Below are 26,028 nucleotides of genomic sequence, written 5' to 3'. Positions count from 1 at the left end.
CTTAGCGTACCGTCCACGACAAATATTACGAGCGTCATAATCCTAGAGGGGTGCATCCGCCGTGCCGATGATCCAACTGACCCTGCCCGTCGACGTCCTGAGCGCCGAGAGCCGCACACAGCTGCAATCGACTCTGGCCGCGACGCTGCTGCAGTGGGAGGGCGCACCCGATACCGCGTTCTTCCGATCGTTGACGTGGTCGCGCATCGACGAGATCCCCCGGGAGTCGTTCGGCAGCCTGGGCGACGAACTGCCGCGGTTCCGTATCGATGTGACCGTCCCGCAGGGCGCTCTGTCCGATCGCCGCAAAGCCGGACTCGTCGAGCAGGTCACCCGCGACGTGTCGACGGCGGCCGGCCTGACGGACAGCGACGGGTTGCGGGTGTGGGTGCTCGTCCACGAGCAGCCCGAGGGCACCTGGGGTGCGGGAGGCGCGATCGTCCGATTCGCCGACCTCAAGGCCCTCGCCGCCGGCGCCACGGCGTCGAGCTGATGCGGGAACTGCAACTGATCGGCGCGCACGATCTGCAATGGCGTGAGCGCCCCTCCCCGCACCTGCAGGACATTCGTGATGCGATCGTGCGTCCGTTCATCGCCTCACGCTGCGACGGCGACACCCTGCCCATACACCGGCATGTTTCGCGTGCCATGCAGGTCGGAATGCGGGTCGGCCTCGTCGATCCCATCGTGGGCAGCATCTGCGGCACGGTGCCCTTTCGAGGCCCGATCGGTATCGGGCACGAATGCGTCGCCGAGATCGTAGAACTGGGCGCGGCCGTCACCGACCTCAACGTCGGCGACATCGTGGTGGTGCCATGGGCGGTGTCGTGCGGTGACTGCGTCGAGTGTCGGCGCGGTCTGACGGCGAAGTGCTGGACGACCGCCTCAGGATCCACGTTGTCGGCGTTCGGGTTCGGACCGGCCAGTGGGCCCTGGGGTGGGATGGTCGCCGACCTGCTGCGAATCCCCTACGCCGACCACATGCTCGTCAAGGTCCCCGACGGACTGAATCCGCTGCGGGTGGCCGCGGCCAGCGACAACCTCTCCGACGCCTGGCGGTGCGTGGTCCCAGCGCTCGAACAACGACCCGGCGGCTCGGTGCTGGTCCTCGGCGGTGCGGGACAGAGCATCGGCCTCTATGCAGCCGGCCTCGCCGTCGCCCACAGGGCCGAGCACGTGGACTATGTCGATCACCGCCCCGAACGACTGGCCATCGCCGAACGGTTCGGCGCCACCGTGCATCCGGTCCGCAAGCGCAAGCTACGCCGTGCCGATCTCCCGGATCGTCGATACGACCTCGTGGTCGAATGCACCTCCACCGCAGCGGGAGTGGACGCAGCGCTTCGCTCCCTGACCCCCGGCGGAATGTGTACTCCAGTCGGGTATTACCTGCCCCCGGGAACCAAGGTGCCGCTGATGCACATGTACGCCAACGACGCCACCCTGCACATCGGCATCTCTCACGTCCGGCCGATCCTGCCTGCACTCCTCGACTTCGTGGCCACCACCGACTTCCCCGCCGAACTGGTCACGACCACCCTCGCCGACTGGGACGACGCTCCCGTCGCCTACCAAGCACACACCACCAAACTCGTCCTACACCGAGCACCGCTGACGCGAAACGGACCCAACGAACACCCATGACCAGATGCGACGTTTCACCGCATGGTCGGTCGTGAATTCGATTCGAGTGACAAGCGACGCGGAGATCTACGAACAGAATCTCATAGGCCCTACGAGCTCACAGTCCCAGATTCACGTCCCGACAGCGCACTCCGCATACGACGAGATCCTTCTGACGCTGCCGTATTCGCCGCCGCTGCCGGAAACGATCGTGGCGGACTCGTGGTGATGCAGAACGCCAGCAGACAGTCAGTGAAGTACTTCTCTCGGAGGCCGAGGACTTGCCGGTGATGGGCTGACCGAGGCCCGTGTTCGGGTGGCGAACCGACGCGCGGCGGCGCTGCCACAGATGTGGCGGCCAGAGTCGACACCGCAGCCACCTTCCACGCCGTGTCGGCAACCTACAGCTGACCGTCGTCGAACGACGCTTCTCCTCTGCCACGGCCCCTTCCGGGCCCACCACGATCCTGCGTCAGCTGCTGCCGAACTTTCCCGGGTCGATGCACAACTGCCAGGGGCACGGCGGGTTCGATGGCGTGGGTGGTCGGTAGGTGATGGTGATCGATGGGTTCTTGTCACTGAGGGCGAGGGTTCCGCCCGCCGGGACCATAGACGAGCCACCAGCGCCCCCACCCTGAGGTGCGCCGCCGCCCCCGCCGTACACGCCTGCACCGCCTCCGCCACCTCCGACAACGAATCGGACACTTGTATCCGGCTGGCTGGGCGAGCCGGTCCCACCGTTACCCTTGGTTCCAGGAGACCCGGCCCAGTCGAGAAATCCGAGAAACGCTCCGCCGGCGCCGCCGGCGGTGCTTGTTCCGGGCTGTGCCGCCACCCGATCACCATTGTTCGATATGGGTCCGGGATCGCCCGCGTTGCCGCCAGCAGCGTTGTACGCCCCTCCACCGCCGCCGGCGGCGACGAGTACTCGGCTGTCCAGATCATCACCTGCGGTGCGGATATCTGAGGCGCCCCCGCCTCCGGCGCCGGGTACGAACTGCTGTGTCGCCGCATTCTCAGGTGGAGTCCCGCCGCGGCCTCCGCCGCCGACCCCACCAGCCCCGCCGGTCCGGTCGGGGCCAGGCTGGGTATCAGCGCCGTTGCCGGCGACCACAGCAACCAGGGTTCGTGACCGAGGGGGCACCGCGATGGTGCCGGTCACCTCCGCACCCTTGCCACCGGCACGGTTCTGGGATGTGCCGCCGTGGCCACCGATCGCGGTCACCTGCACCGACCCCACACCAGCAGGGAGCTCCAGCGTGTGTGGGCCTGCTGCAGTGTAGGTGCACGTCACCACCCCGGCGAGATCGGGCTGCACGCATTCAGCCGGCAACGCCGCCGAAGCTGAGCCCGGTGCCATCACGAGCGCGCCGACCGTCATCGCCACGCCCGCGGCGCCGCCCATGACGCCCCGCCCGCACCAGCCTCGATGGTCTCGATGGCCTTCAGAATAGTTGGACCGCATCATGATCAGTCGCTCCACTCCATCACCGGGGCACCACGCCCGTTACGCAACGCCACCCGCGGATGAGCGTAAAGTGCACCATCACTCCGCCGGCAGTCCCCAAACCAGGACGCCCGCCCACCACGCGACCGGGTCTGCGGAGGCGTCCGCCTCCGATGGCTCCGTTCGTCGGTCCTCGGCAACGATGGGGACGCTGTCAGACTGTCACGGCACCGTGTATCCCGTTCTGTCTCAGATGCGTTGCCACGGAGACGTCGTCGGACCAATCGCCCCTGTGTACCCGAGTAGCCGATCCCCGCCGTCGACTTCCCCGCACTTCATGAGCGCCGTTGCCGACGGCGATCACGACTCACACTCGATGGTCGGTTGCGTCGGAAACCCAACTGGCGAACGGGTTGTCGCACCGCCGTCACAGTCCCCGCCAGATGCGTCGGCACTATCGGGTTCTACCGAGTGCGGCATCCGAGGCCGATAGCGGCGGCGGGATGAACAGCGATAGTTCGCGTTGGACAACCCTCGGTAGGTCCAAGTGTCGATCAGCGTGTGTTCGCCGGGTCGAGTGGGTGTCCATGGCGCGAGGGCACGGTCAGCCAGCACCAGGGAGACGTAGATCCTCTGGTGCTTGTCAGCTCCACGCGATCAGCTATCGCACGAGACCCTTCTCGCCGCAGGCCTGAAGCGGTGTCTTCGGCCGTTGCTGGAAGGCGGTGAGTTCATCACCACCCTCGCAACTGTGGGGCCGTCAGCTCTGCCGCGATGCACCGAGACGTCGTTCGTCACGGATTATGCACGCCACTGACAAGTTGTTCGGCGATCACTGCTAGGGCGGTGTTGCTTTCCTGGGATAGCCGCCGCAGTAGCTGAAATGCCGCGACAGCGTCGATTCCGAAGCGCTCCATGATGATGCCCTTGGCCTGGCCTATGGTGTCGCGTGAGGCCAGCGCGCTGCGGAATTGTTGACCTCTGCGCGATCCCGATAGTGCGATCGCAGCGTGTGTCGACAGCTGATGCGCAAGATCTTCGAGATCGTCGGAGAAGCTGTTGGGAGTCTCCGAGTACAGGTTCAATGCACCCAACTCTTCGCCGTTGGTGAACAGCTGGATGGCCATGGCAGCACGGACCGGTGTCTGCTCGATGATCGCGAGCGCAAAACGGGGCCAGCGAGATTCATCCGCGAGGTCATCGATACGCACGCTGCGCTGTCTCCATGCCGCTGCAACACAGGGCCCTTCTCCGAGGGTGTGTTGAATCTGATCAACTGCAACAGCGACCGCGCTGGTGGCCGCGGTAGATTCCAAACTGGGCCGATGCGACTTGTGCGTTGACTTGACAACCAAGGTGACAGCGGAGTGATCGACGCCGGGCAAGATGTCTACTGCAGCCTGCGTGACATCGGCCAACAAGGTATCCGGAGTCGTCCACATCTGCCCAGGGGCACCGTGAAGGTCACGTGCCAGTCGCTCGATGTCGCCATGAATTCCACGCTCCTGCATTCCGCCGGTCGAAGCGCCCACACCAATCCCCTCCTCACATCTGGTCGCAAATCACGATGATCGCCACAGAGTGAGTGTCAGCAGATCGCTTCACAGTGCCGACATTCACCTCGACGTCGCGATAGTGTCACCGCTAGCCTAACCTCCACGCCTCGCCACCAGTCCCAGAAGCACAGTCGGCCCGAGCCGTTTGGCCAGCCTGGCCCTGTCAGAAGAGGCAGTGCTGTTGGGAGACAACGAGGCCGGAACACACAGCGAGAGAACGCACGAGGCCGCACCGTCAACGGGCATGGGACGGGGTCCGATTCACCATCGGGCGATCCTCGCTGCGATTCCGGGCCGTACAGCCCACCGTCGGATCAGGAGATCGCGGATTGACCGGACACACCCGTCGCGAGTTCTACCCAGGATGACGTCGCATCATTCGAGCAACGCGCAGCAGACACTACGCGCGGTCCTCGCCATCGCTGGGCTGATCTGCGGACCCGTTCTCGGTCCCGCCACGGTCGTGTGGGTGCCACAGGGTTTCCGAGACCTGTTCGGCATCGCCGACCCTCCCCCAGCTCCAGAACCACCACCCGCCACGTACTGGATGTCCTGGATCATCCCCCTGGCAGCCGTCATCGTCGTCTGCGGACTCGTCGCGCTGCGATGGACATCCAGCCGATGGTTCGTCGTCCCATTCCTCATCGGCTACCTCCCGCTGACCACCGTCGTCGCCTTCGTATGGATGGGCTGCGAACTCGGAGGCTGTGGCCCTGACTAGAGGTGGCGGCGGCATGTGCGATTCGTACGCCCATGATCCGTAACGTCGCACAGGTGACTCTCTCGAACCGAGCGCTCACCGTGCACCTCAGTGCAGTCGGAGCGCTGATCGGACTACTCGGAGCCGTCAACCTCCGCGTCGAGCGTGACTTTCGGCGTTCGCCCGGGCCTCAGCGGATAGCGCCAAAACAACTCCGGCGGCCATGTGAAGCGTCACGGCTCTAGCCGCAGATGCCCAGTGGAGCATCTACCCGGCACCATGCGAGGCTCAGCGCAGGCCGACCGAACCCGGACATCAGCATGAACGTGGTGTCTGCTGAATCTGACGCTGTAGCCAACGATGCCGAGTGACTGGAGTTCGCCTCAATGAGGCCGCTCGATCCGTCGCCGTCGAAAGCTGTTCGCTGTCCGAACGTGACAATGATCGAGTGCCCGTCGTGAAACCACCGCAACGACCATCGTTCGCCGACGACGCGGCCGTCAGGGAGCTTGGCGGGCTTTCGAACTCCGATCGAACCAGTACCGTCGCCGTTCAAACTGAGGTCCCTGAGGTGGCCCGTCCACCTACCTACGAACTCACTCTGTTGTGTAGGAACAGGGGAGGGCAGCGAGGCATTTCGGCGTTCCCAACTTGCACCCCCTCCGTTGACGGAAGGGAGGCTCGGGCCCGTCGGAGCCTGATCGCCGCAGGCAGCGATCATCGTCCCCAGAACTATCAGAATTGCTGCTTGGCAGGTGAGGGTGAGGCGGATCGATCCTCGTCCAGGCCGCATCCGCTCAATCTAGTCGGCACCGACCAAGGCACAGCCATCGACACCCGACACGTTCAGCGAGGAAGTCGACCTACAAACGAGCGACGATGATGTCCTGGGCCAGCTGTTCAGCAGCCGCGCGACTGTCACCGTCGTCGAGATCGAGGTCCCCCATCATCGACAGACTCCAGCTGATCGCCAGCAACGCCTGGCGGGCGTCGGCAAACCCGCAGGGTGTCCCGGATCATCACCGCGCTCGCAGAATTCGACCGATTGGTCTATGATTAGACCAATCGGTCGAACTCTGACCCACCGAAACGACCACAGACTAGTCGTCGCGATGAGGACGTCACTGTCGACATCGCTACGGCAGTCCACGTTCCGCGATTCGAGAGAAGCAATCATGGCCAGCGAAGCACTCATCGGCGACGCCCTGCTCGCGGGCGCGATAACCCTCGCAGGCGGCGCGATGGCTGCAGGTATCGGCAACGGCGTAGCAGGGTCTCGACTCATCGAAGGCGTCGCTCGTCAACCCGAAGCCCAGACCCGCCTATTCACACCGTTCTTCATCACGGTCAGCCTCGTCGAAGCCTCGTACTTCATCAACATCGCGTTCATGGCACTATTCGTGTTCGCGACTCCCGGTGCCTGACAGGGCGACCGGTATTGGCCGCTCGGCGGTGGATCGCATCAACTGTCCGCGATAGCCGCCTGATCACCGACACCGCTGACCTCGGCACGCAGGGCGTCAACCACGTCGGCATGGAGCGACGCTTTGATCTCGCCGATGGTCCGGCCGCTCAGATGGCCGTGCTCACGCACCCACTTCGTCGCGGCGGGTACCACCTCGTCCTGGGCGACCGCCTCGTGCACGATGCCCAATTCGGTGGCGACGGCACCCCCGTAACGCCGACCCGTGACCAGCACCTCGTGGTTGATCGGGGCGGGCACCTTGGCCGCCACCAAGCGGACGCTGCCCGGCGCATAGCTCGCGCCGATGGTCACCCCGGGCATGCACAGGAAGCCCCGGTCGGCGCGCATGACGATCCGATCGTGAGCGAATGCCAGCAGGGCCCCGGCGCCGAAGGCGTGGCCGTTGATCGCGGCGGCCGTTGGCATCGGGAAGCTGAGGAACCGCGCCAGCAACTCCTGCACACTCTGGGTGTAGGCGTCCACCTGCTCGACGTTCTGCAGTACCCAGGCGGTGTCGAGGCCGGTGGAGAAGAACTTGCCAGCACCGGTCGTCACCAGCCCGGATGCTCCGTCGGCGGCCGCCACCTCGTCGAGGAGTTCGCCGATCTGCCGGACAGCGGGCGGGCCGATCACGTTCTCACCCGTTCCGTCGCCGTCGGCGTCGTCGAGGTGGAGCACGTACACGTCGTCGTCACGGATCAGATGTGGCACGACTCCACCCTAGGGGTCACCGGCGAACCCGGTGGTCGGTCGGCGGCACCCCGACCGTCGACGTTCAGGCGGGCGGCTCGTCCAGGCCGTGTTCGATCGCGTACCGCGTCAGCTCGACACGATTGCCCAATTGCAGCTTCCGCAGGGTCGCCTGCACGTGATTCTCGACGGTCCGGTGACTCAGCGACAGCTTGCGTGCGATCTGTTTGGCGCTCAACCCCTTTGCGACGTATCGCAGCACCTCGGTCTCGCGATCGGTGAGCCGGGGCATGGCCGGATCGGTGGTCGGCTCCTGCGACATCCGCCGATACTCACCGAGGATGAGTCCGGCCAGACCGGGCGTGAAGACCGCCTGACCGTCGGCGGTCGCGCGGACCGCGTCCACCAGCTCGGTGCGCGACGAACTCTTCACCAGATAGCCACTCGCACCGGCCTTCACGGCCTCCAGGACGTCGTCCCGCTCCTCCGATGCCGACAGCACGAGCACCCGACTGGCCGGTGACACCGCCAGGACCGCAGCCGTGGCCTCCGCGCCGGTGCCGTCCGGCAGCTGCATGTCCATCAACACCACGTCGGGGGTCACCGCGCCTGCCCTACGACCCGCGCTGCCGACACCGTCGGCGGTCGCGACCACCTCGAAGCCCTCGTCGGCCAGGTCACGGGCGACCCCGTCGCGCCACATCGGATGGTCGTCGACCACCATGACCCGCAGTGCCGCCTCGCTCATCCGACCTCCCGCTCCACCGGAACCGTGAGTTCCCATTCTGTGCCGACGCCCGGTTCGGAGTCGAGCACCGCTGCGCCGCCGAGACTCTCGATCCGTCCGACGATGGCCTTCGAGACACCCATCCGTCCCTGCTGTTCGGCCTCGGCCAGCCGCCCGTCCGCGATCCCCACCCCGTCGTCGCGCACGCTGACCACGACCCGGTCGTCGAGATCCTCGAGGAGTACGAAGGCGCGCGCCCCGACTCCTGCGTGGCGGGTGACATTGTCCAGGGCATTCGTCACGGCTCCGGCGATCTCTACCACGGTGGTGCGGGGCACCACCACCGGACGCGCGGGTGCACTCACCGACACCCCCGGGCGGGCCATCGCGCGCAACACGGCCGCGAGGTCCTCGGCATCGCCGTCGACCCCTATGGTGCTGCCGGTCTCCGAGATCAGTTGTCGGAGAGCCTGTTCCTGGGAGCCTGCCAGCTCGGCGAGCTCGGTGGTCGGTCCCCCGATCTCGCGGCCGCGCTTGGCGATCAACGACAAGACCTGGAGGACACCGTCGTGGACCTCGCGGGACAACCGCTCTCGTTCCTCGGTCCGCGCCGCGATCCGGGCGGCGGTCGCCAATGCCGTCGCCGCCCGTCGAGCATTCGCCGATGCGAGTCCGACCGCCATGCCGGTCACCACGATCACGATGACGGTCGCGTTGCGTCCGAAGTCGAAACTGAAGTGTCCCTTGACATATGTGCTGGTACCACCCACCACCAGCCCGACCACGATGCCCCAGATCGGTCCGCCGAGGATGGCCGCGGACACCACGGCGTTGGTGGCCCACAACGTGGTGGGCCAGCTCTGATTGTCATTGGCCCAGTCACCACCCGCGACGAAGGGCGTGGAGATCATCAGCGCGCAGACGACGACGATCTCGGCGCCCACCCACCATCGATTGCGCCCGAAACCGACGTAGTAGGCAACGCCGCACGCGATCGTCCACGCTGCGAGCACACCGAAGAGCGCCCAGGTCACCGCCGGATGTGCGAGGTCGTCGTTGACCGCTATCTGGAAGCCGAGTGCATAGAGGAACGACAGGACCCGCAACATCTGCGCACCCCGCCAGAGCGGCCCCACCGGGTCGGTGTCGGCACCGACCACGACAGCACGGACGCGGCCCTCCGGCGTGACGGCCGACATCCGGTGCGCCGATCAGCCGTTCGCGGGGGGTGTGGTGTCGGGATCCGGGTCGTCGCTGCTGCGCGACTCGTCACGGCCGGCCGAGTCGTCGACGCCTGAACCGTTGCTGCTGCCCGACTCGTTCCTGCTGTCCGGCCCGTCGCTGCTGTCCGGCCCGTCAGCGCCGGCCGCGTCGTCGGCGAGGTCGTCGGTGAGGTCGTCGACGACGTCGTCCTCCGAGTCGGTGAGCTCCCACCGCGGCGCATCCGGCGCGGCGGGGTACATCTTCTCCGACGAGTTCTCGTGCGACCGGTGTCGGGCACCCGACAGGTGTCGGACGAATGTGTTGCCGAAAGCGATCAACGGAACCGCGAGCAGCCCACCGATGATGCCTGCCGACACGATGCCCGCGGCGATCGCCAACACCACGGCGACGGGGTGCAGCCGCACCGACCGACCGAGCAGGAACGGCTGCAGCACATGGCTCTCCAACTGCATCACGCCGACGACGATGGCCGTTGCGATGACCGCCGCGATCCAGCCCTTGGTGACCAATGCGACGAGCACCGCGAGGGTGCCGGTGATCAGCGCGCCGACGATGGGGATGAACGCGCCGAGGAAGACCAGCGACGCCAGTGGCAATGCGAGCGGGACCTGCAGGATCGCCAGGCCGACACCGATGCCGCAGGCGTCGACGAATGCGACTGCAACCGTGGCCCGCACGTATCCGACGAGCGTCCCGAAGCCGGCGATCCCCGCCGATCGCACCTTTCCGCGACTCGGGGTGGGGACCAACTTGGTGGTGAAGGTCCAGATCTGGCCGCCGCCGTAGAGGAAGAAGATCAGCAGGAACAAGGCCAGCAGTGCCCCGGTGACGATCTCCGTCGCCGTCCCCGCGGTGGCGAGGGCACCGCTGGTGACCTTGTCCTGGTTGTGCTGCATGAAGTCGAGGATGTCGTTGCCGATGTTGCGGACCTGGTCCTCACCGACCCCGAACGGCCCGGTGATCAGCCAGTCACGGACGCTCTCGACGGTTCCGGATATCTCCTGGGTCAGCGCCGGGAAGCCGCGGATGAACTCCTTGACCACAAACGTCAGTACCGCGGCGAGGATGCCGAGCGACACGATGATGGTGAGCAGGACCGCGAGCGACCGCGGCACCTTGCGTCGATCCATCTCGTCGACGACCGGGACCAGCATCGCGGCACCCAGGATCGCGAGGGCCACCGGGACCAGCACCTCTTCGAAGTGCCGGAAGACCTGCAGCAACACGTACACGGCCGCCACGATCAGCAGCAGTCGCCACGCCCATTCGGCGCTTGCCCGCACCAGCGGATGCACCTTGGCACGATCGATCGCCGCCAGATCGCGGCTCGACCGTCCTACCGAGTCGGCATCGCTCACGGGAGTAAGCGTAGCTGTGGATATGGTGTGCACTATGTCGTCGGAGGAGTCGGCGGGTCACATCGCCGCGCCGCGACCACGTTTCTGGTGGTTGCGGTGGGTACTCCTCGCTGTCGTACTGGCCGTCCTCGCCGTCGAGGTGTTCCTGATCTGGCCGAAGCTCGAGCAGGCGTGGGACCGCGTCGGCGAGCTCAACTGGGTGTGGATCGCGGCCTGCATCGTCGCTGCCCTCGCATCGATGGACAGCTTCGCGCAGGTCCAGCGAGCCCTACTGCGGTCGGCAGGCGTGCGGGTATCCCAGTGGAAGTCGCTCTCGGTGGTACTCGCCGCCAACTCGGTGTCGCAGACCATGCCGGGCGGACAGGTCCTCGCCCCCGCCTTCACCTACCGCGAGACGCGGAAATGGGGCGCTACGCCGGTGGTGGCGTCCTGGCAGGTCGTCATGTCCGGACTCCTCGCCGGCGTCGGACTGGCTGTCCTCGGATTCGGTGGTGCGCTGTTGGCCGGCGCCAAGACCAGTCCGTTCTCGGTGGTCTTCTCCGTCGTCGGCTTCATCGCCGTCGCAGTGATCCTGCAATATCTCGCAAGCCATCCGGAGTCGTTGGAGAACACCGGGATACGGATGCTCGGTTGGCTCAACCAGGTACGCAACAAGTCCGACGACCACGGCATCGCCCGACTCCGCGAGACCCTCGAGCAGCTGCGCGCGGTGCAGCTCAATCGTCGTGACACCGCCATCTCGTTCGGATGGAGCTTCTTCAACTGGGTAGCCGACGTCGGCTGCCTGATGTTCGCCTGCTGGGCGGTCGGTGCGGAGCCGAGCATCGCCGGCCTGATGGTCGCGTACGCCGCATCCAAGGCCGTCGGCACCGCCGTGCCGCTCCTGCCCGGCGGCATCGGCGTGGTCGATGCAGTGCTGGTGCCGGCTCTGACCAGTGCCGGGATGCCAGCGGCGGACGCCATCCTCGCCGTCCTCGTCTACCGCATCATCAGCTACGTGCTGGTGGCCGCCGTCGGTTGGGTGATCATCATGGTGATGTTCCGGACCACCATCAAGACCGGGGACGACCTCGACGCCGAGATCACCGAGGACCTCGGGCCGGAGACCGGATCGGACCCGGCCGAGACGACCGCCCGTGGTCCCGACGACGAGCGGCCTCCCCCCAGACCGGACGACCACGTCGACCGGCCAAATGTCATCCGATCGGACCAATCCACGGAGCCCCCCGCCGCACCCTCTCCCGAGTCGGGGGACGGCGATTCCCCGGGCCGCGGGCAGGCGCTACCGTAAGGGCCATGCCGGAGTCGCAGACCATCGACGACGTCGGGGCCCGCACGACGCGTGCGCGGGTGCCGATGACCGTGGCCGCGCTGCTGGACCTGGTCGCCGTGACCGTCTTCGTCCTCATCGGCCGTGCAAATCACCATGACGGCTTCGCGCTGGTCGGGGTGCTCCAGACACTGTGGCCGTTCGTCGTCGGCGCGGCCGCCGGCTGGTCGATCGCATACGTCTACTCTCACGTCCAGTCCGACGACTGGTTCGGCCACGACTTCGCGCCCGACCGCATCGGGCCGGCCGGGATCGTCATCTGGGTCTGCGCCGTGGCCGTCGGGATGGTGCTGCGCTACATCCTCCACCAGGGCGTCGCGGTCAGCTTCGTGATCGTGGCGACAATCGCGCTCGGGCTGTTCCTGATCGGTTGGCGCGTGATCGTCGGCACGGTGCTCCGCCGCCGGGCTGCCCGCTGAGTTCGCGGACTTCCCGGGGCGGCAACGCCCTCGATCACGCTCAGCGGATGCGGAAGTACTTCTGCGCCACCTGGAGCGCCGCGGTACCCGACTTCTCGCCCTCGCAGTAGACGACGATCACCTTGCGGTCCTGGAGACCGACGAACCAGCCCGGTCCCTGCGGACCGTTGGTGCCGACCAGCGCACGCAATCCGGGGGCTCGCGTGAGATCACTGGCGTCACCGTTCTTGGCGGTCGCCGACATCGCCTTCAGGATCGGCGCCGTCATCGACCTGTCGAGCTCGCCGAGGCTGCCGCCGGCGACCTTGGTCGGGACGCCGTCGATCACGTAGGGCGCAACCGACGACATCGTGCCGGATACACTGCGCGACAGCGCGACTCCCAACGCGCCCATGTTGAGCATCGAGACGTTCAGGTCGCCGGGACGGAAGTCGACGGTCTGGACACCCGGTCGCTTCGCGGTGGGGGCGCTGGCGCCGGGAACGGTGAACTGGACGCCGAGCCCGAGTCGGTCGAGCAGCTCGGCCGACGACTGCTTCTGCTCGTTCGCCACCCGCTCCACGGTCGAGAACACCGGTGTCAGCGTGCTGCCGGCGGGGTAGGCGTCGTCGATGTTGATGCCACGGTCGACGGCGTACGAGTTCTGCGCCATCCCGAGCACGGCGCCGGTGCCTGCGTCGAATGCGAGGATGGTCGCCGGCTGGCCGACCTCGACCGCCGCGTCACCGAGCGTCAGCTGCATGCCCTGGTCGACGGTCGTGCGCACATTCGGTCCGGCAGGCCCCTGGGCACCGGTGAGCTTGCGCGGCACGAGTCCGGGCGCAGTCATCTGCACCTGCCAGCCGGACGTCGCGTCGCGGATCGCCTGCCAGTAGTTCGTCAGTCCGGTCTCGAGTGGCGACATCAGGCGACGGTCGGCCATCACCAGCTTGCCGGCCTTGCGAACCGTCACGCCCGGCACCGCCGACGGGCTGGAGGTGAGCACCTCCATGTCGGAGTCGCGCAGGGTCACCGCGGTGATCGCCCGCCCCTCCGACTTCGACAACTTGGCCGCGATGACGTCGCTGGTGATCAGCGGTGCGATGGGCGCGAGGCTGCGGGCCAGCGCCCGGGTCGACCGACCGACGTCGGTGGTGCGGGTCGGATCGAGCACGATCTCGTTCACCGGCTGCAGATACATGAAGGTCTTCCCCGACCTGCTACGGACGGAGGGCGACGGCGTGGCGTCGGTGCGGATCTGCCGCAGCTGTCCGCCGACCGGCAGACCCGGATAGATGATCGACGGCTCCCAGGAGACCTTCCAGCCCGACGACAGGTGTCGGGCGGTGCCGTTGCTGGTGGTCTCGAACGTGCGTCCTTCCGGCCACGAATAGGTGGTCGTCAGCGAGAACGACGCTGTGCCGTCGCTGTACTCGACGGGTCGGTGGACCGCGACGTCCACCTTCTCGGGGTGCATCGCCTGCAGCGTGGAGGTCAGGGCGTCGCCTGCTTGCCCGGGTGCGGTGGTGAACGCCGCGGCCGCAGAGGCGTCCTGCCGCTCCAGTGCAGCGGCGAACTGCCGTGCCACCGCACCTGCCCCGTTGTCGGCGAGGGAGATGCCACACGAGGAGAGGGCGACCCCGCACGCCACCGCTGCACACGCCACCGCAGGCGCGCGCCTGACCCAGATCTTCATAGTCACAATTTTCACTCGTGTAACACCGAATAGCGATGGTTCGCGGCTTCCATTCGGGGATCCGACCCGTCACGAAAGGGTCTCGGGCCTGGGATTCCGGCCACTCTGCCCGCCCGGCCCCGGTCATGGACGGACCGTTTCGGGCGCGGACACGCCGACCACGCGACGCGCCCATAATGGGTCCATGTCCTATTCGGTGATCCGCAGCGGCGATCGAGCGGAGACAACGACCGAGTGGCTCACCTCGCGGCACGGATTCTCGTTCGGCGACCACTACGACCCGGCCAACACCCACCACGGCGTGCTGCTGGTGCACAACGACGAGATCGTGCTCCCCGGGCAGGGTTTCGACGCGCATCCGCATCGCGAGACCGAGATCGTCACCTGGGTCACCTCGGGATCACTGGTGCACCAGGACTCCGCGGGCCACTCGGGGGTCGTGTACCCGGGGTTGGCACAGGCGATGAGCGCGGGGACGGGGGTCGAACACTCGGAGCGCAACGACACCTGGCCGCATCGGGATTCTGCGGGCGCCGAGCCAGCCCACTACGTGCAGATGTGGTTGCTGCCCGACGAGCACGGCCGTACGCCGTCCTACGACCAACACGACATCGCCGCCGACCTGACGCCCGGCCGGCTGGTCGCGGTGGCCTCGGGTGACCCGACGCTCGACTCGGCCATCCGTATCGCCAACCGGTCGGCGACCCTGCACGCCGCCCGTCTCCGACGCGGTCAGGCGGTCATCGTCCCGACGGCGCGCTTCCTGCATCTGTTCGTCACCGCCGGCTCGGTACGGTTCGCCGACACCGAGCTCACCGTCGGCGACACGCTGCGCGGGTCCGATCTCGGCGGCGAACCCGTCACCGCGGTCCGCGATGCAGAGATCCTGATGTGGGCGATGGCGACGACTCTCGGCGAGTGACGAACGCGCCGGGCCGACAATTCAGCCCAGCGCGTGCAGGTTCTTCGCGGTCGGCGACTTCTCGACCGAGTCGGGGTCGGGATGCGTGCGCAACAGTCGGTCGGCGGTGCCCGACGTCGTCACCGTGAACCAATAGTGCTCGTTGCGATAGTGATGGAAGCGGTGGTTGCGCCAGATAGCGCGGTACAGACGCGACCGCGGCCGATAGTCGGTGTGGATCAGGTAGTGCGTCCACTCGTAGACGATGCCCAAGGCGCCGAGTATCACCAGAAATGTCAGACCGGGCCGGATGCTGCCGAATGCGAAGGCGCCGATCAGCACCGCGGCCGCGATCACCCAGATCAGCGCCCGCCACGGGATGAAGATCAGCGGGATGTCCCGCGGATCGTTGTGATGCTCACGGTGTTTGCGCGCCAAGAGGGTGTCAACGGTCACCGGACCGAGCCGTTTGGGCCGCCAATGCAGGATGAAGACGTGGATCAGCCACTCCGCCAACGGGAACACCGCGACCATCACCAGCGGGACCAGCAGGTCGACCAGCCCCCAACCACCTAGCGCGAGGCGTGCGGCGAGCGCCGCGACGAGCAGGATCGTGATCATCCAGGGCGACGGGTGCCGGACGAACTCGACGAACGCCACGCGCAACGTGAGGTCACGGCGAGATCGACGGAGACGGCGTTCGTCGGAGGCGACGCGTCGACGCGCGTCCCCCGACGATCCCGGCGCGGAATCGGTTGCCGTGTGCTCTGACCCCGGCCCGTCCGCATCCGGACGTCCGGATGCGCGTGCCGCATCGTCGGTGGCGGTCATCGTGGGCTCCCATCGGATCGGGGTGCGGGCGGTTCGTTCCCGCCGCTTCCGGTTTCGGACTGTCCGGGTCCGGGCTATTCGGGCCCGGGCTGGGGCTCGGGCTGGGGCTCGGTGGCCGTCATGGCGTCGAAGAGGCCGAGCAGGGTGGTGGTCGCCGGCTGCAGGAGATCACCCGCTGCGACGCGCGCCGAGTCGGGATCGTGGTCGGCCACGGCGTCGAGCACCGCGCGATACCCCGCGGCGTTACCGACTTCCGGTTCGAGCACCGCGGCCAGCGCGTCGAGTGCGGGTTCGTAGGCCGCGCGCAGCGAGTTGTACATCAGCCGGAAGGCGATCGAGTGCGCCCCGTCGATGATCCGGCTCCAGAACTCCAGCGCGGCAACCTGTTGCGCGATCGGGTCGAGCTCCGCGGTCAGCCCGTCGACGGTGGCCCGGATACGCTCGACGTCCTCGTCCGTCGCCCGGCGCGCCGCCAGACCGGCCACCACGGGCCCGATCTCGGCACGCGCCTCCACCACCGACCGCGCGACGTCGGGCACCACCGAACCATCGCGCACCAGAAGACGCGGCAACAGGTCGAGTCCCCCCGCGGTCGCGAGATCCCGGATGCGGGTGCCTTCGCCGTGTCGGACGGTGATCAGTCCGGCGGCCGCCACCCGGGTCAGCGCCTCCCGGACCGCGGGTCGGGACACACCCAGCAAACGCGACAGCTCACGCTCGCTGGGCAGCGTCTGACCTGCGGCGAGGTCGCCGGAGAGCATCCCGTCGAGGATCTGGTCGTACGCATCCTCGGACACGGTGCGGCGGGCGATCGGCTCGAACGGCATGCACTGACCGTATGATCGACTGGTCCGGTGGTCAAGTGGTCATACCAGTTGTCGGCCGAACTCCAGTACGAAATCTGTACGAGAGAGCCGGACCGAGGACATATCGTCAGTGCCTACCCGCTGACGTACAGATTTCGTACGAGGGCGGGCGGCGGTCCCACGACAGCGACCCCTCCCCGGTGTACCCCGGTCGGAACGCCGCGATCGGACAAATGACACCAGAGCGGGATCGACTCAGGAATGCGCACGGTACGGCGCGCTCACGTGTCAGTTCTCCGACGACCTGCCACCGTGCCGCGACCCGGCACCGCGCCCCCGCGCAGCCCCCCCGCCTCGGCCCCGGTACGAAATCCGCACGAGGGGACCGGACCGACGACATAACGTCAGCGCCTACCCGCTGACGTGCAGATTTCGCACACGGTCGGTGGTCGGTCTGTTTCTCGGTACCGCTGAGATCAGGACGTCAGCCGGGATCGCCCGCCAGCGCGGGGAAGCCGAGCGCCACGAGCATCAGCGCGAACAGGAACCACGATGCGCCCTGCCACGCAGGCCATGTCCCGCCACGTCGATAGACGCGATACGCCTGCACCGACGCCCCGAGTCCACCGAGCAAGAGGACCGCCGGAACGAGACCGGCGAGCAGGAGATTGTGGCGATCGACCGAGAGGAACACCGCTGCAGCCGCCGCGTCGACGATACCGACCGCCACGACGAACCCGACCGCGGCTCGGAAGGCAGCCGGGTCGCGCCACCGCTTCTCGACGTCGCGCCGGCCGAGATCCGAGGATGCGTTCGGATGAGTGCTCATGCTGAACGGGTACCCATGGGACGCCGAGCGCAACCCGAGACACCCACGGTGGTGCGTCAGACCCGACGCTGCTCCAGCAACCGCAACCAGATCTCACTGACGGTCGGATACGAGGGCACCGCGTGCCACAGCTTCTCCAGCGGCACCTCGCCGACCACGGCGACGGTCGCCGAGTGCACCAACTCCTCGACGCCGGAACCGACGAAGGTCGCACCGACGATCACGTCACGCGCCCGGTCGATGATCAGTTGCGCCCGGCCTCGGTAGTCCTCGCGGAGCACCGCCGATCCGGCCACCGCGATGTCGGCGGCGACCACCTCGACGTCGACGCCGTCGGCCCGCGCCTCTTCCTCGGTTCGTCCGACCGCCGCCAGCTCGGGTCGGGTGAACACCACCTGTGGCACTGCACCGTGATCGGAGGTCGCGCGGAACCTGCTGCCCGACAGGTCCTTTCCTTCCGCTCGGGCCGCGATGACGTCGCCGGCGACCCGTGCCTGGTACTTGCCCATGTGGGTGAGGGCGACCCGACCGTTGACGTCACCGACCGCGTAGAGCCACGGATGCCCGGGAACCGTCAGCGAGTCGTCGACCTCGACCGGTCCGCGGGCCTCGAGCCCCACCACGTCGAGTCCGACGTCGGTGCTCGCCGGAGCACGACCGGCAGCCACCAACACCTCGTCGACGACCAGTTCGCCTGCGGGCTCACCATCGGCGGTGACGAGGCCGATCGTGGCGGTGCCGCCGTGGATACGGCCGTAGCCGGTATCGGCCGCATCGGGTCGATCGACGGACCCGATCGTCGTGCCGAATCGGATGTCGACGCCTGCCGACCGGAGGCCGTCGGCGATGAGCTCACCGGCGAACGGTTCGGTCTTGGGCAGCAGACGGTCCCCCCGAACCAGCATGGTGATCTCACGGACGCCCAGGTCGGCGAGCCAGGTGGCCGCCTCGCACGCCACCACACCACCCCCGAGTACGACGACGCGGTCCGGCACCTCCGCGATGTTGGTCGCGTCCCGTGACGTCCAGGGGAACGCCTCGCGCAGGCCCGGAATGGGCGGTATCGACGCAGTGCTGCCGGTGGCGATCACCACCGCTTCGCGCGCGTGCAGGGTGCGATCGCCGACGGTGACGGTCCGTTCGGCCGAGATCCGGCCGTGTCCGCGGACGACGTCGAGCCCGGCCCCGCGCGCCCAGTCGACCTGCGAACCGTCGTCCCGGCGATGCGTCATCGCGTCGCGCCAGCCGAAGACCGCATCACGGTCTGGATGCTCGTCGCCGACGCGCTCGCGTGCTCCCGGCAGCCCACGCGCCGCCGCGAGAGCCGCACCCGGGCCCAGGAGCGCCTTGCTGGGCATGCACGCCCAGTACGAGCACTCGCCGCCGACGAGCTCGTGTTCGATCAACACCGCCGTCCGATCACTGCCCCGGATCGCGTAGTCGGCGACGTTCTCGCCGACCGGGCCGGCGCCGATCACGATGACGTCATAGGTGTCCGATGCAGAATCCGTGTCCGATGTGGGAGCCATGTACCCACCGTAGAAACCCCGCGCGGTCGATGGCTGACGGATCGGAGAAGCAGTGCCAGGATGGTGTGCGTGACTGCATCGAACACAGAACCCGGCCTGTCCTCCGGACTCGACCTGGAGTGGGTCGACGACACGATCCGTATCCAAGACGACCTCTTCGCCCACGTGAACGGGAAGTGGCTCGAGTCGCATGTCATCCCCGATGACCGATCGGTCGACGGCGCCTTCCACGTGCTGCGCGATCGCGCCGAAGAGAACGTGCGCGACATCATCGAGTCCACCGCCGCATCGGACCCCGCCGCCGGGTCGGACGAGCAGAAGATCGGTGACCTGTACGCCTCGTTCATGGACCTCGAGCGGATCGACGCCCTCGGGATCGATCCGATCCGGGAGACCCTGGACGAGATCGCGGCGGTCGATTCGACCTCGGCGGTGAGCGGGCTGCTCGGCCGCTTGCAGCGCCGCGGCATCGGCGGTCTGTTCGGCTTCTACGTCGACACGGATGCGCGGCAGTCCGACCGCTACCTGGTCCACGTGGTCCAGTCCGGGCTCGGCCTGCCCGACGAGTCCTACTACCGCGAGGACAAGCACGCCCAGACCCGGGCCGCCTACGTCGAACACATCACCACGGTGTTCACACTCGCGGGCGTCGACGATCCGCAGGGGAGCGCCGCCGCGGTCCTCGCGCTGGAGACCGAGATCGCGGCTCAGCACTGGGACGTGGTCCGCCGGCGGGACGCCGAGCTGACCTACAACCTGCAGACACTCGCCGAGTTCACCGACACCGCCACCGGTTTCGACGTCGCGGCCTGGCTGGAGGGGCTCGATGCGGCCGACCCGGTCTTCGCCGAGATCGTCGTCGGCCAGCCGTCGTTCATCTCCGGCGCGGCCGGACTGCTCGCCGGGCGCGAACTGTCGGAGTGGCGCAACTGGCTGACCTGGCGACTGCTGCGGTCGGCCGCACCGTATCTGTCGGCGGAGTTCGTGGATGCGAACTTCGACTTCTACGGCCGCACCCTCACCGGCGCCGAGACCAACCGTGAGCGGTGGAAGCGCGGCGTCGGATTCGTCGAGGGCGCAGCCGGTTTCGCGGTCGCGAAGCTGTACGTCGCCAAGCATTTCCCTCCCGAGGCCAAGGCTCGGATGGACGAGCTCATCGACAACCTGGTCGCGGCCTACCGCCGCAACATCAGCGACCTGGACTGGATGTCACCGGAGACCCGGGAGAAGGCCCTGGTCAAGCTGGGCAAGTTCACCCCCAAGATCGGCTACCCCGCCACCTGGCGGGACTACGCCGGGCTGACCGTCGATCGCGGTGACCTGATCGGCAACGTCGCACGCGCATCGTCGTTCGAGCAGGATCGCGAGTTCGCCAAGATCGGGCAGCCGGTCGACCACGACGAGTGGTTCATGACCCCGCAGACCGTGAACGCCTATTACAACCCGGGTATGAACGAGATCGTCTTCCCGGCGGCCATCCTGCAGCCCCCGTTCTTCGACCCCGACGCCGACGACGCGGCGAACTACGGCGGCATCGGCGCGGTGATCGGTCACGAGATCGGCCATGGATTCGACGATCAGGGAGCCAAGTACGACGGCGACGGCAATCTGGTCGACTGGTGGACCGACTCCGATCGCACCGAGTTCGGTGCTCGCACCAAGAAGCTGATCGACCAGTACGGCGAGTTCACCCCCGCCGGCCTCGACCCCGAGCACAAGGTCAACGGCGATTTCACCATCGGTGAGAACATCGGCGATCTGGGCGGTCTGTCCATCGCGCTGGTGGCCTACGACCTGGCGACCCGGGACGCGGCCACCGGGGACGCAGCGGGGCCGCCGGTGATCGACGGTCTCACCGGTGAACAGCGGGTGTTCTTCAGCTGGGCACAGATCTGGCGGACCAAGACCCGTGACGCCGAGGCCATTCGCCGCCTGTCGATCGACCCGCACTCGCCACCGGAGTTCCGTTGCAACGGGGTGGTGCGCAACATCGACGCCTTCTACTCTGCCTTCGACGTCTCACCGGGCGATTCGCTCTACCTGGACGAGTCCGACCGCGTCCGGATCTGGTGACCCTCGGTGTCCGACGGCGGTGTGGATTCGACGTCGGACACCGGTGACGGCTCGGCGGCCGACGCATCAGCCGGGTCCGGGGCGCCTACCCGATCGGCGATTCAGGTGGGACGCCGCGACGTGGTCATCGCGCTGGTACGCCCCCTCGTCGCCGGGTTCCTGCTGCTGATCGGCTACTTCTTGCTGCCGTTCGAGCAGGCCAGCTCGGTACGGTACATCGGCCTGGTGGTCGGCGGACTGCTGCTGGCGGCGTTCTGCGCCTGGGAGATCCGTCGGTTCACCCGGTCGGTGCATCCGGTCGCCACGGCGGTGGAGATGCTGGTCGCGCTCGCCGGCTTCTACATCGTGACCTTCGCCGCCACGTACTTCCTGTTCTCCGAGTACGCGGCCGGAAGCTTCAACGAACACCTGACGCGGGTCGATGCCCTGTACTTCTGTCTCACGGTCTTCACGACGACCGGCTTCGGTGACATCGCCGCCGTCTCGCAGCCCGCCCGGATCGCGGTGTCGATCCAGATGGCGAGCACGCTGGTCCTGCTGGGCGTCGGCATCCGATTCCTCAACATCCTGGTCAACAATCGGGTCGCGCGTCGCTGAACCCCACGTCACCGGGGGCGCCAGACGCGGTCAAGCAAGCGACCGAGAGCGGGCCGCACCATCCCGGTGCGGCCCGCCCTCATCTGCCGTAGGTGTCGGCGACGTCAGTAGTCGGCGTCGGTGTACTCGATCAGCCCGCGGATGTTGTTGCCGGCGAGCATGTCGTCGTAGGCCTCGTTGATCTGCTCGAGCTTGTAGGTGTTGGTCACGAGGTCGCTGAGATTCAGCTTGCCCGAACGGTATTCGTTGAGGAGTGTGGGCACCTGGGTACGCGGGCTCGCGCCGCCGAAGATCGCGCCCTGGACCCGCTTCTGCAACAGCGTCAGCTCGAACAGGTTGAGCTGGGCGTCGGACGCCGCGAAGTTGCCCATGCCGACCACGACGACCTGCCCGCCCTTGCCGGTCAGCGACAGCGCCGGCTGGATCATCGACCCGTCGATCTCACCGACGGTCAGGATGGTGGTGTTCGCCATCCGGCCCCAGGTGATCTCACCGACCACCGGGAGAGCCTCCTCCATCGACGCGAAGGTGTGTGTGGCACCCAGCTTCTCGGCCATCTGGAGCTTGAACGGCACCGGGTCGACGGCGACCACATAGCGCGCGCCTGCGGCCGCGGCCCCCTGCACCGAGTTGATGCCGACGCCGCCGATGCCGACCACGACCACGGTGTCACCGGCATGGGTGCCGCCGACCTCGACAGCCGATCCCCACCCGGTCGCGACGCCGCAACCGAGCAGCGCAGCCGACTTGAGGGGGATGTCGTCCTCGATCTTGACCACCGAGGCCTGGTTGACCGTGATGTACGGCGAGAAGGTGCCGAGCAGGCACATCTGGGTCAGCGAGTTGCCGTCCTTGTCCTTGATCCGAAACGAATCGTCGGAGATCGCCTGGCCGCTCAGCAGACGTGCACCTTCGTCGCAGATGTTCTGCTGGCCGCGCGAACACGGCTCACACACACCACATGCCGGGATGAACGCGGTGACGACGTGATCGCCCTCCTTGACCGAGGTGACCCCCGGCCCCACCTTGTGCACCACTCCCGCACCCTCGTGGCCGCCGATGACCGGGAACGAGACCGGACTGTCGCCGGTCCGCAGGTGATGGTCGGAGTGACAGAGGCCGGAACTGACGAGCTTGACCTGCACCTCGCCGGCGACCGGATCACCGACCTCGATCTCCTCGATCTGCCACTTCTCGCCGGGATTGCGCAGCACCGCGCCCTTGGTCTTCATCCGTGTGCTCCTTCTCGTGCCGAGGTGGCATCGTCAGATTCCGATCGTGGAGATCGTTGCTCTCGAAACTACGCGGGTCGTTGTGACCGCGGACACGTTTCAGTGCGGTCCGTATGCAGCATTCGGCATGTCTGGTCGTCGGGTGCGTCGACGGAGGCGACCTGCTAGTCCACTCCCCCTGTCGCGTCCGTCAGCCCTGCCCGGGTGGACCGGATCGTCCGATTCGCAGACGATGCCCACCGGAGGTGTATGGACGTTCTGATGTGCTGCACCACAGCACCTTTGGCGCTTCCCTCACCATCCGGACGGCGCGAGCGGCCGTAAGCGCCCCGCCGCCGATCCGATGCCACGCAGATCCTGAGAGTTCGGTGAATCCAACACGTTTCATCCGATCCGGGTCTACGGTCGTCACATCAGTACGAGCTCTCCGATGGTGGTCGACATGACTCTTGCCGAACAGCAGGCAGCGGGACGGGAGGGGTTCTCCTCCCTCCGTCGAGGCGGACTCAACTGGGACTCGTTCCCGTTGCGTCTCTTCACGAAAGGGAACGCCCGGTTCTGGGATCCGGCTGCCATCGACTTCCGCCAGGACGGTCTCGACTGGCAGGAGATCACCGACGAGCAGCGTCGCAGCGCGACCTTCCTGGTCGCCCAGTTCATCGCCGGCGAGGAGGCGGTGACGCAGGACATCCAACCGTTCATGGCAGCGATGGCCGCCGAGGGGCGGTTCGCCGACGAGATGTACCTGACGCAGTTCTGCTTCGAGGAGGCCAAGCACACCGAGGTCTTCCGTCTGTGGATGGACAGCGTCGGACTCACCCAGGATCTGCACCCGTTCGTCGGCGACAACCCGTACTACCGCAGCCTGTTCTACGAGGAGTTGCCGTCGGCACTGTCGGTGCTGAGCTCTGACCCGTCACCACGCAACCAGGTCCGCGCGAGCGTCACCTACAACCACGTCATCGAGGGCAGCCTTGCCCTGACGGGCTATTTCGCCTGGCAGAAGGTCTGCAGCTCGTATGGGATCTTCCCGGGGATGCAGCGGCTCATCAAGTTCATCGGCGACGACGAGCGTCGGCACATGGCGTGGGGCACGTTCACATGCCGACGGCATGTCGCGGCCGACGACTCCCTCTGGGAGGTCATCGCCGAGCGGATGGGTGAACTGATGCCGCTGGCGCTGGGGATGATCAGCTGGGTCAACGAGCAGTTCGAGGTGCAGCCGTTCGGGCTCGACAACGACGAGTTCATCGCCTACGCCGCGGATCGCGGTCAACGCCGGCTGTCGGCGATCGGATCGGCGCGCGGACGGCCCGTCGCCGAGATCGACCTCGACTACTCCCCTGAGGTCCTCGAGGAACAGTTCGGCGAGGAGGACCTGGCCGCGCTGGGTGGGTGACGACACCCGCTGGTCAGGAATTAGAACACGTTCTACTCTGTACGGGTGGATGTCTCCTTCGACGCGACCCGACGCGAACTGACCACCGATCAGGGCACCCTGCGCTATCACGAGGCCGGCGACCCCGATGCCCCGCCGCTGGTGCTGCTGCACGGCTCCGGCCCCGGAGTGACCGGGTGGCGCAACTACCGGGGCAATCTTGGCTTCTTCGCGGAGACCCACCGCACCTATGTGCTCGAGTTCCCCGGCTTCGGGGTCAGTGATGCAGTCGAGGGGCACCCGGTGCTCACCGCCGGGTCGTCGGTGATCCGCTTCCTCGACGCACTCGACATCCCCTCGGCCGCGGTCATCGGCAACTCGATGGGTGGAGTCGTCGGCGTGAACCTGGCGATGAAGAAGCCGGACCGCATCGACAAGCTCGTCACCATCGGTGGTGTCGGCCCCAACCTCACCAGTCCTAGCCCCAGCGAGGGACTGCGACTGCTGCAGGAGTTCACCGACTACCCTGACAAGGACAAGCTCGTCCGTTGGCTGAGGTCGATGGTCTACGACCGGTCGCTCGTGACCGACGAGCTCATCGCGGAGCGCTGGGAGGCGGCGATCAACCCGGACGCGCAGAAGACCGCCCAGATGATGTACGGCTCGGCCGCCTTCGAGATGCAGCAGCAGTTCCTGGCCCAGTCGGACAACCCGCCGTACTGGGCGACCATGCACAAGGTCGCCTGCCCGACGCTGCTCACCTGGGGGCGGGACGATCGCGTCAGCCCGCCGGACATGTCGGCCGTGCCCGCCCGGCTCATCCCCGACGCCGAACTGCACATCTTCCCGAAGTGCGGCCATTGGGTGATGATCGAGGCCAAGGACGCCTTCGAGGCGACCGTCCGGGCGTTCCTCACCCGATAGGCTCCACAACCTGTCGGGCTCCTGCTCACCGATTTCGTTCCCGCGACCTCATTTCGGTCCCGCGACTTCGGCTGGGGTCGCGGGGACGAAACGAGGTCGCGGGTGTGCGTTCAGGCAGATACCTCCATTACCGAACACCCCGATGTCCACCGAACACGATCGGCCGAACGCGCCTCGCTCGAAGTGGCCGGCCGCTTGCCAGGTCAGCGCCCACAATGCGGGAGAACCACTGCTCCAGCTGCTATGACGTGCGTCGCCTGAACGACCGCGCACACGGTGGCTACGACCACTCGGAGAGGCCCCGGGATGACGGCCAGCCCTGGCCTCACTGGGATTGAGACCTCGCCGACAGCGTTTGCCGCAATACTGGCTGCATGCCTCTCGTCGATGTCACTTGCTCGCCACGGGTAACAGACGCGGAGAAACAGAGCTTGTCGGCCGAGCTGCCCCACCATGTATCAGTGGCCGTTGCGTGTGATGACGAACCGTATGACGGCGAACTCAAACCGGGGGACGTTGTCGTCCGGTTTCACCAGCCAGGTCCATTCGATCGCTTCGATCTGGACATCCTCGTCGAGGTCAGGTCCAAGTGGTTCGAGGACCGTGCCGCGACTCGCCAATCGCGCACAGCGACGATACTTGCCGCCGTCGAATCTGTGGCACCGTCGTGCACTGCGGGGGTCTATCTCGCGATGCCACTTGCGGCGTGGGATC

At 67.0% G+C, this 26,028-nt stretch carries 23 protein-coding genes; 11 read left to right on the top strand and 12 right to left on the bottom strand.

All coding sequences use genetic code 11. The annotated features are described in order from the left end of the window. The first annotated feature begins 67 nt into the window (after nt 1–67). The gene (locus GS4_RS04545) at nt 68–493 is read left to right on the top strand and encodes a tautomerase family protein (RefSeq protein ID WP_245555560.1); all 426 of its coding nucleotides are present in this window, start codon (nt 68–70) and stop codon (nt 491–493) included. Beyond that, entirely contained in the window at nt 493–1,644 is a 1,152-nt protein-coding gene (locus GS4_RS04540; RefSeq protein ID WP_007617954.1) for a zinc-dependent alcohol dehydrogenase, read from the top strand. Before GS4_RS04545 ends, GS4_RS04540 begins: the two co-directional genes overlap by 1 nt. A gap of 451 nt (nt 1,645–2,095) precedes the next feature. Here the strand turns inward: GS4_RS04540 and GS4_RS25090 are convergent, their stop codons facing one another. Both GS4_RS25090 and GS4_RS04530 read right to left on the bottom strand, forming a co-directional pair. Next, complete coding sequence (locus tag GS4_RS25090) at nt 2,096–2,983, bottom strand: glycine-rich protein (protein WP_245555567.1); 888 nt, start codon at nt 2,981–2,983, stop codon at nt 2,096–2,098. Between the two features lie 881 nt (nt 2,984–3,864). After that, nucleotides 3,865–4,602 (bottom strand): GAF and ANTAR domain-containing protein, encoded by a 738-nt coding sequence (locus GS4_RS04530; protein ID WP_007617945.1) that lies wholly within the window; start codon nt 4,600–4,602, stop codon nt 3,865–3,867. A 388-nt stretch (nt 4,603–4,990) separates the two neighbouring features. Between GS4_RS04530 and GS4_RS24725 the strand changes: the two genes are divergently transcribed. Together GS4_RS24725 and GS4_RS04520 are read left to right on the top strand one after the other, a co-directional pair. Next, nucleotides 4,991–5,347: a hypothetical protein gene (locus GS4_RS24725; protein ID WP_007617944.1), complete on the top strand. Its 357-nt coding sequence runs from the start codon at nt 4,991–4,993 to the stop codon at nt 5,345–5,347. Between the two features lie 1,154 nt (nt 5,348–6,501). Beyond that, nucleotides 6,502–6,750, top strand: coding sequence for a F0F1 ATP synthase subunit C (locus GS4_RS04520; RefSeq protein ID WP_007617942.1), 249 nt, complete (start codon nt 6,502–6,504; stop codon nt 6,748–6,750). 38 nt (nt 6,751–6,788) lie between these two features. Here GS4_RS04520 and GS4_RS04515 read toward each other — a convergent pair whose 3' ends face one another. From GS4_RS04515 to GS4_RS04500, 4 genes are all read right to left on the bottom strand, one after another. Continuing rightward, nucleotides 6,789–7,502, bottom strand: coding sequence for an enoyl-CoA hydratase-related protein (locus tag GS4_RS04515; RefSeq protein ID WP_007617939.1), 714 nt, complete (start codon nt 7,500–7,502; stop codon nt 6,789–6,791). A gap of 64 nt (nt 7,503–7,566) precedes the next feature. Next, entirely contained in the window at nt 7,567–8,265 is a 699-nt protein-coding gene (locus GS4_RS04510; RefSeq protein WP_040509457.1) for a response regulator, read from the bottom strand. Next, nucleotides 8,226–9,407, bottom strand: coding sequence for a MacS family sensor histidine kinase (gene macS / locus GS4_RS04505; protein ID WP_007617935.1), 1,182 nt, complete (start codon nt 9,405–9,407; stop codon nt 8,226–8,228). Before macS ends, GS4_RS04510 begins: the two co-directional genes overlap by 40 nt. Nucleotides 9,408–9,419: 12 nt before the next feature. Next, nucleotides 9,420–10,790, bottom strand: a complete 1,371-nt coding sequence (locus GS4_RS04500; RefSeq protein WP_007617933.1) for an AI-2E family transporter — start codon at nt 10,788–10,790, stop codon at nt 9,420–9,422. 34 nt (nt 10,791–10,824) lie between these two features. Between GS4_RS04500 and GS4_RS04495 the strand changes: the two genes are divergently transcribed. Together GS4_RS04495 and GS4_RS04490 are read left to right on the top strand one after the other, a co-directional pair. Beyond that, nucleotides 10,825–12,081 (top strand): lysylphosphatidylglycerol synthase transmembrane domain-containing protein, encoded by a 1,257-nt coding sequence (locus GS4_RS04495; RefSeq protein WP_007617931.1) that lies wholly within the window; start codon nt 10,825–10,827, stop codon nt 12,079–12,081. 5 nt (nt 12,082–12,086) lie between these two features. Continuing rightward, nucleotides 12,087–12,539, top strand: a complete 453-nt coding sequence (locus GS4_RS04490; RefSeq protein ID WP_007617929.1) for a DUF3054 domain-containing protein — start codon at nt 12,087–12,089, stop codon at nt 12,537–12,539. 40 nt (nt 12,540–12,579) lie between these two features. Here the strand turns inward: GS4_RS04490 and GS4_RS04485 are convergent, their stop codons facing one another. Further along, nucleotides 12,580–14,214 carry an NTF2-like N-terminal transpeptidase domain-containing protein gene (locus tag GS4_RS04485; RefSeq protein WP_040509455.1) on the bottom strand — a complete coding sequence of 545 codons (1,635 nt, stop codon included), beginning with the start codon at nt 14,212–14,214 and terminating at the stop codon, nt 12,580–12,582. Nucleotides 14,215–14,398: 184 nt separating this feature from the next. On the opposite strand from GS4_RS04485, the gene GS4_RS04480 reads away from it, so the two are divergent. Beyond that, nucleotides 14,399–15,136, top strand: a complete 738-nt coding sequence (locus GS4_RS04480; RefSeq protein WP_007617922.1) for a pirin family protein — start codon at nt 14,399–14,401, stop codon at nt 15,134–15,136. A gap of 21 nt (nt 15,137–15,157) precedes the next feature. On the opposite strand, the gene GS4_RS04475 is transcribed toward GS4_RS04480, so the two are convergent. The 4 genes from GS4_RS04475 to GS4_RS04460 all read right to left on the bottom strand — a co-directional run bounded on the left by GS4_RS04475 (nt 15,158) and on the right by GS4_RS04460 (nt 19,110). After that, nucleotides 15,158–15,946: a sterol desaturase family protein gene (locus tag GS4_RS04475; protein ID WP_007617920.1), complete on the bottom strand. Its 789-nt coding sequence runs from the start codon at nt 15,944–15,946 to the stop codon at nt 15,158–15,160. 74 nt (nt 15,947–16,020) lie between these two features. Next, nucleotides 16,021–16,773: a FadR/GntR family transcriptional regulator gene (locus GS4_RS04470; protein ID WP_007617918.1), complete on the bottom strand. Its 753-nt coding sequence runs from the start codon at nt 16,771–16,773 to the stop codon at nt 16,021–16,023. Nucleotides 16,774–17,236: 463 nt separating this feature from the next. Then, nucleotides 17,237–17,581: a hypothetical protein gene (locus GS4_RS04465; protein WP_007617916.1), complete on the bottom strand. Its 345-nt coding sequence runs from the start codon at nt 17,579–17,581 to the stop codon at nt 17,237–17,239. Between the two features lie 56 nt (nt 17,582–17,637). After that, nucleotides 17,638–19,110, bottom strand: a complete 1,473-nt coding sequence (locus GS4_RS04460) for a dihydrolipoyl dehydrogenase family protein (protein ID WP_007617915.1) — start codon at nt 19,108–19,110, stop codon at nt 17,638–17,640. Nucleotides 19,111–19,179: 69 nt separating this feature from the next. On the opposite strand from GS4_RS04460, the gene GS4_RS04455 reads away from it, so the two are divergent. Both GS4_RS04455 and GS4_RS04450 read left to right on the top strand, forming a co-directional pair. Continuing rightward, nucleotides 19,180–21,183: a M13 family metallopeptidase gene (locus tag GS4_RS04455; protein WP_007617912.1), complete on the top strand. Its 2,004-nt coding sequence runs from the start codon at nt 19,180–19,182 to the stop codon at nt 21,181–21,183. 6 nt (nt 21,184–21,189) lie between these two features. Then, the gene (locus tag GS4_RS04450) at nt 21,190–21,780 is read left to right on the top strand and encodes a potassium channel family protein (RefSeq protein ID WP_007617911.1); all 591 of its coding nucleotides are present in this window, start codon (nt 21,190–21,192) and stop codon (nt 21,778–21,780) included. A gap of 104 nt (nt 21,781–21,884) precedes the next feature. On the opposite strand, the gene GS4_RS04445 is transcribed toward GS4_RS04450, so the two are convergent. After that, nucleotides 21,885–23,012 (bottom strand): NDMA-dependent alcohol dehydrogenase, encoded by a 1,128-nt coding sequence (locus GS4_RS04445; RefSeq protein WP_007617909.1) that lies wholly within the window; start codon nt 23,010–23,012, stop codon nt 21,885–21,887. Between the two features lie 442 nt (nt 23,013–23,454). Between GS4_RS04445 and GS4_RS04440 the strand changes: the two genes are divergently transcribed. Together GS4_RS04440 and GS4_RS04435 are read left to right on the top strand one after the other, a co-directional pair. Continuing rightward, complete coding sequence (locus GS4_RS04440; protein WP_040509567.1) at nt 23,455–24,411, top strand: R2-like ligand-binding oxidase; 957 nt, start codon at nt 23,455–23,457, stop codon at nt 24,409–24,411. Nucleotides 24,412–24,456: 45 nt separating this feature from the next. Further along, the gene (locus tag GS4_RS04435) at nt 24,457–25,314 is read left to right on the top strand and encodes an alpha/beta fold hydrolase (protein WP_007617906.1); all 858 of its coding nucleotides are present in this window, start codon (nt 24,457–24,459) and stop codon (nt 25,312–25,314) included. The last annotated feature ends 714 nt before the right edge of the window (nt 25,315–26,028 follow it).

The organism is Gordonia soli NBRC 108243, assembly GCF_000334455.1.
Taxonomy (GTDB): Bacteria; Actinomycetota; Actinomycetes; order Mycobacteriales; family Mycobacteriaceae; genus Gordonia; species Gordonia soli.
The sequence above is the reverse complement of the archived record's forward strand: the minus strand, read 5'-3'. Positions and strand labels throughout refer to the sequence as shown.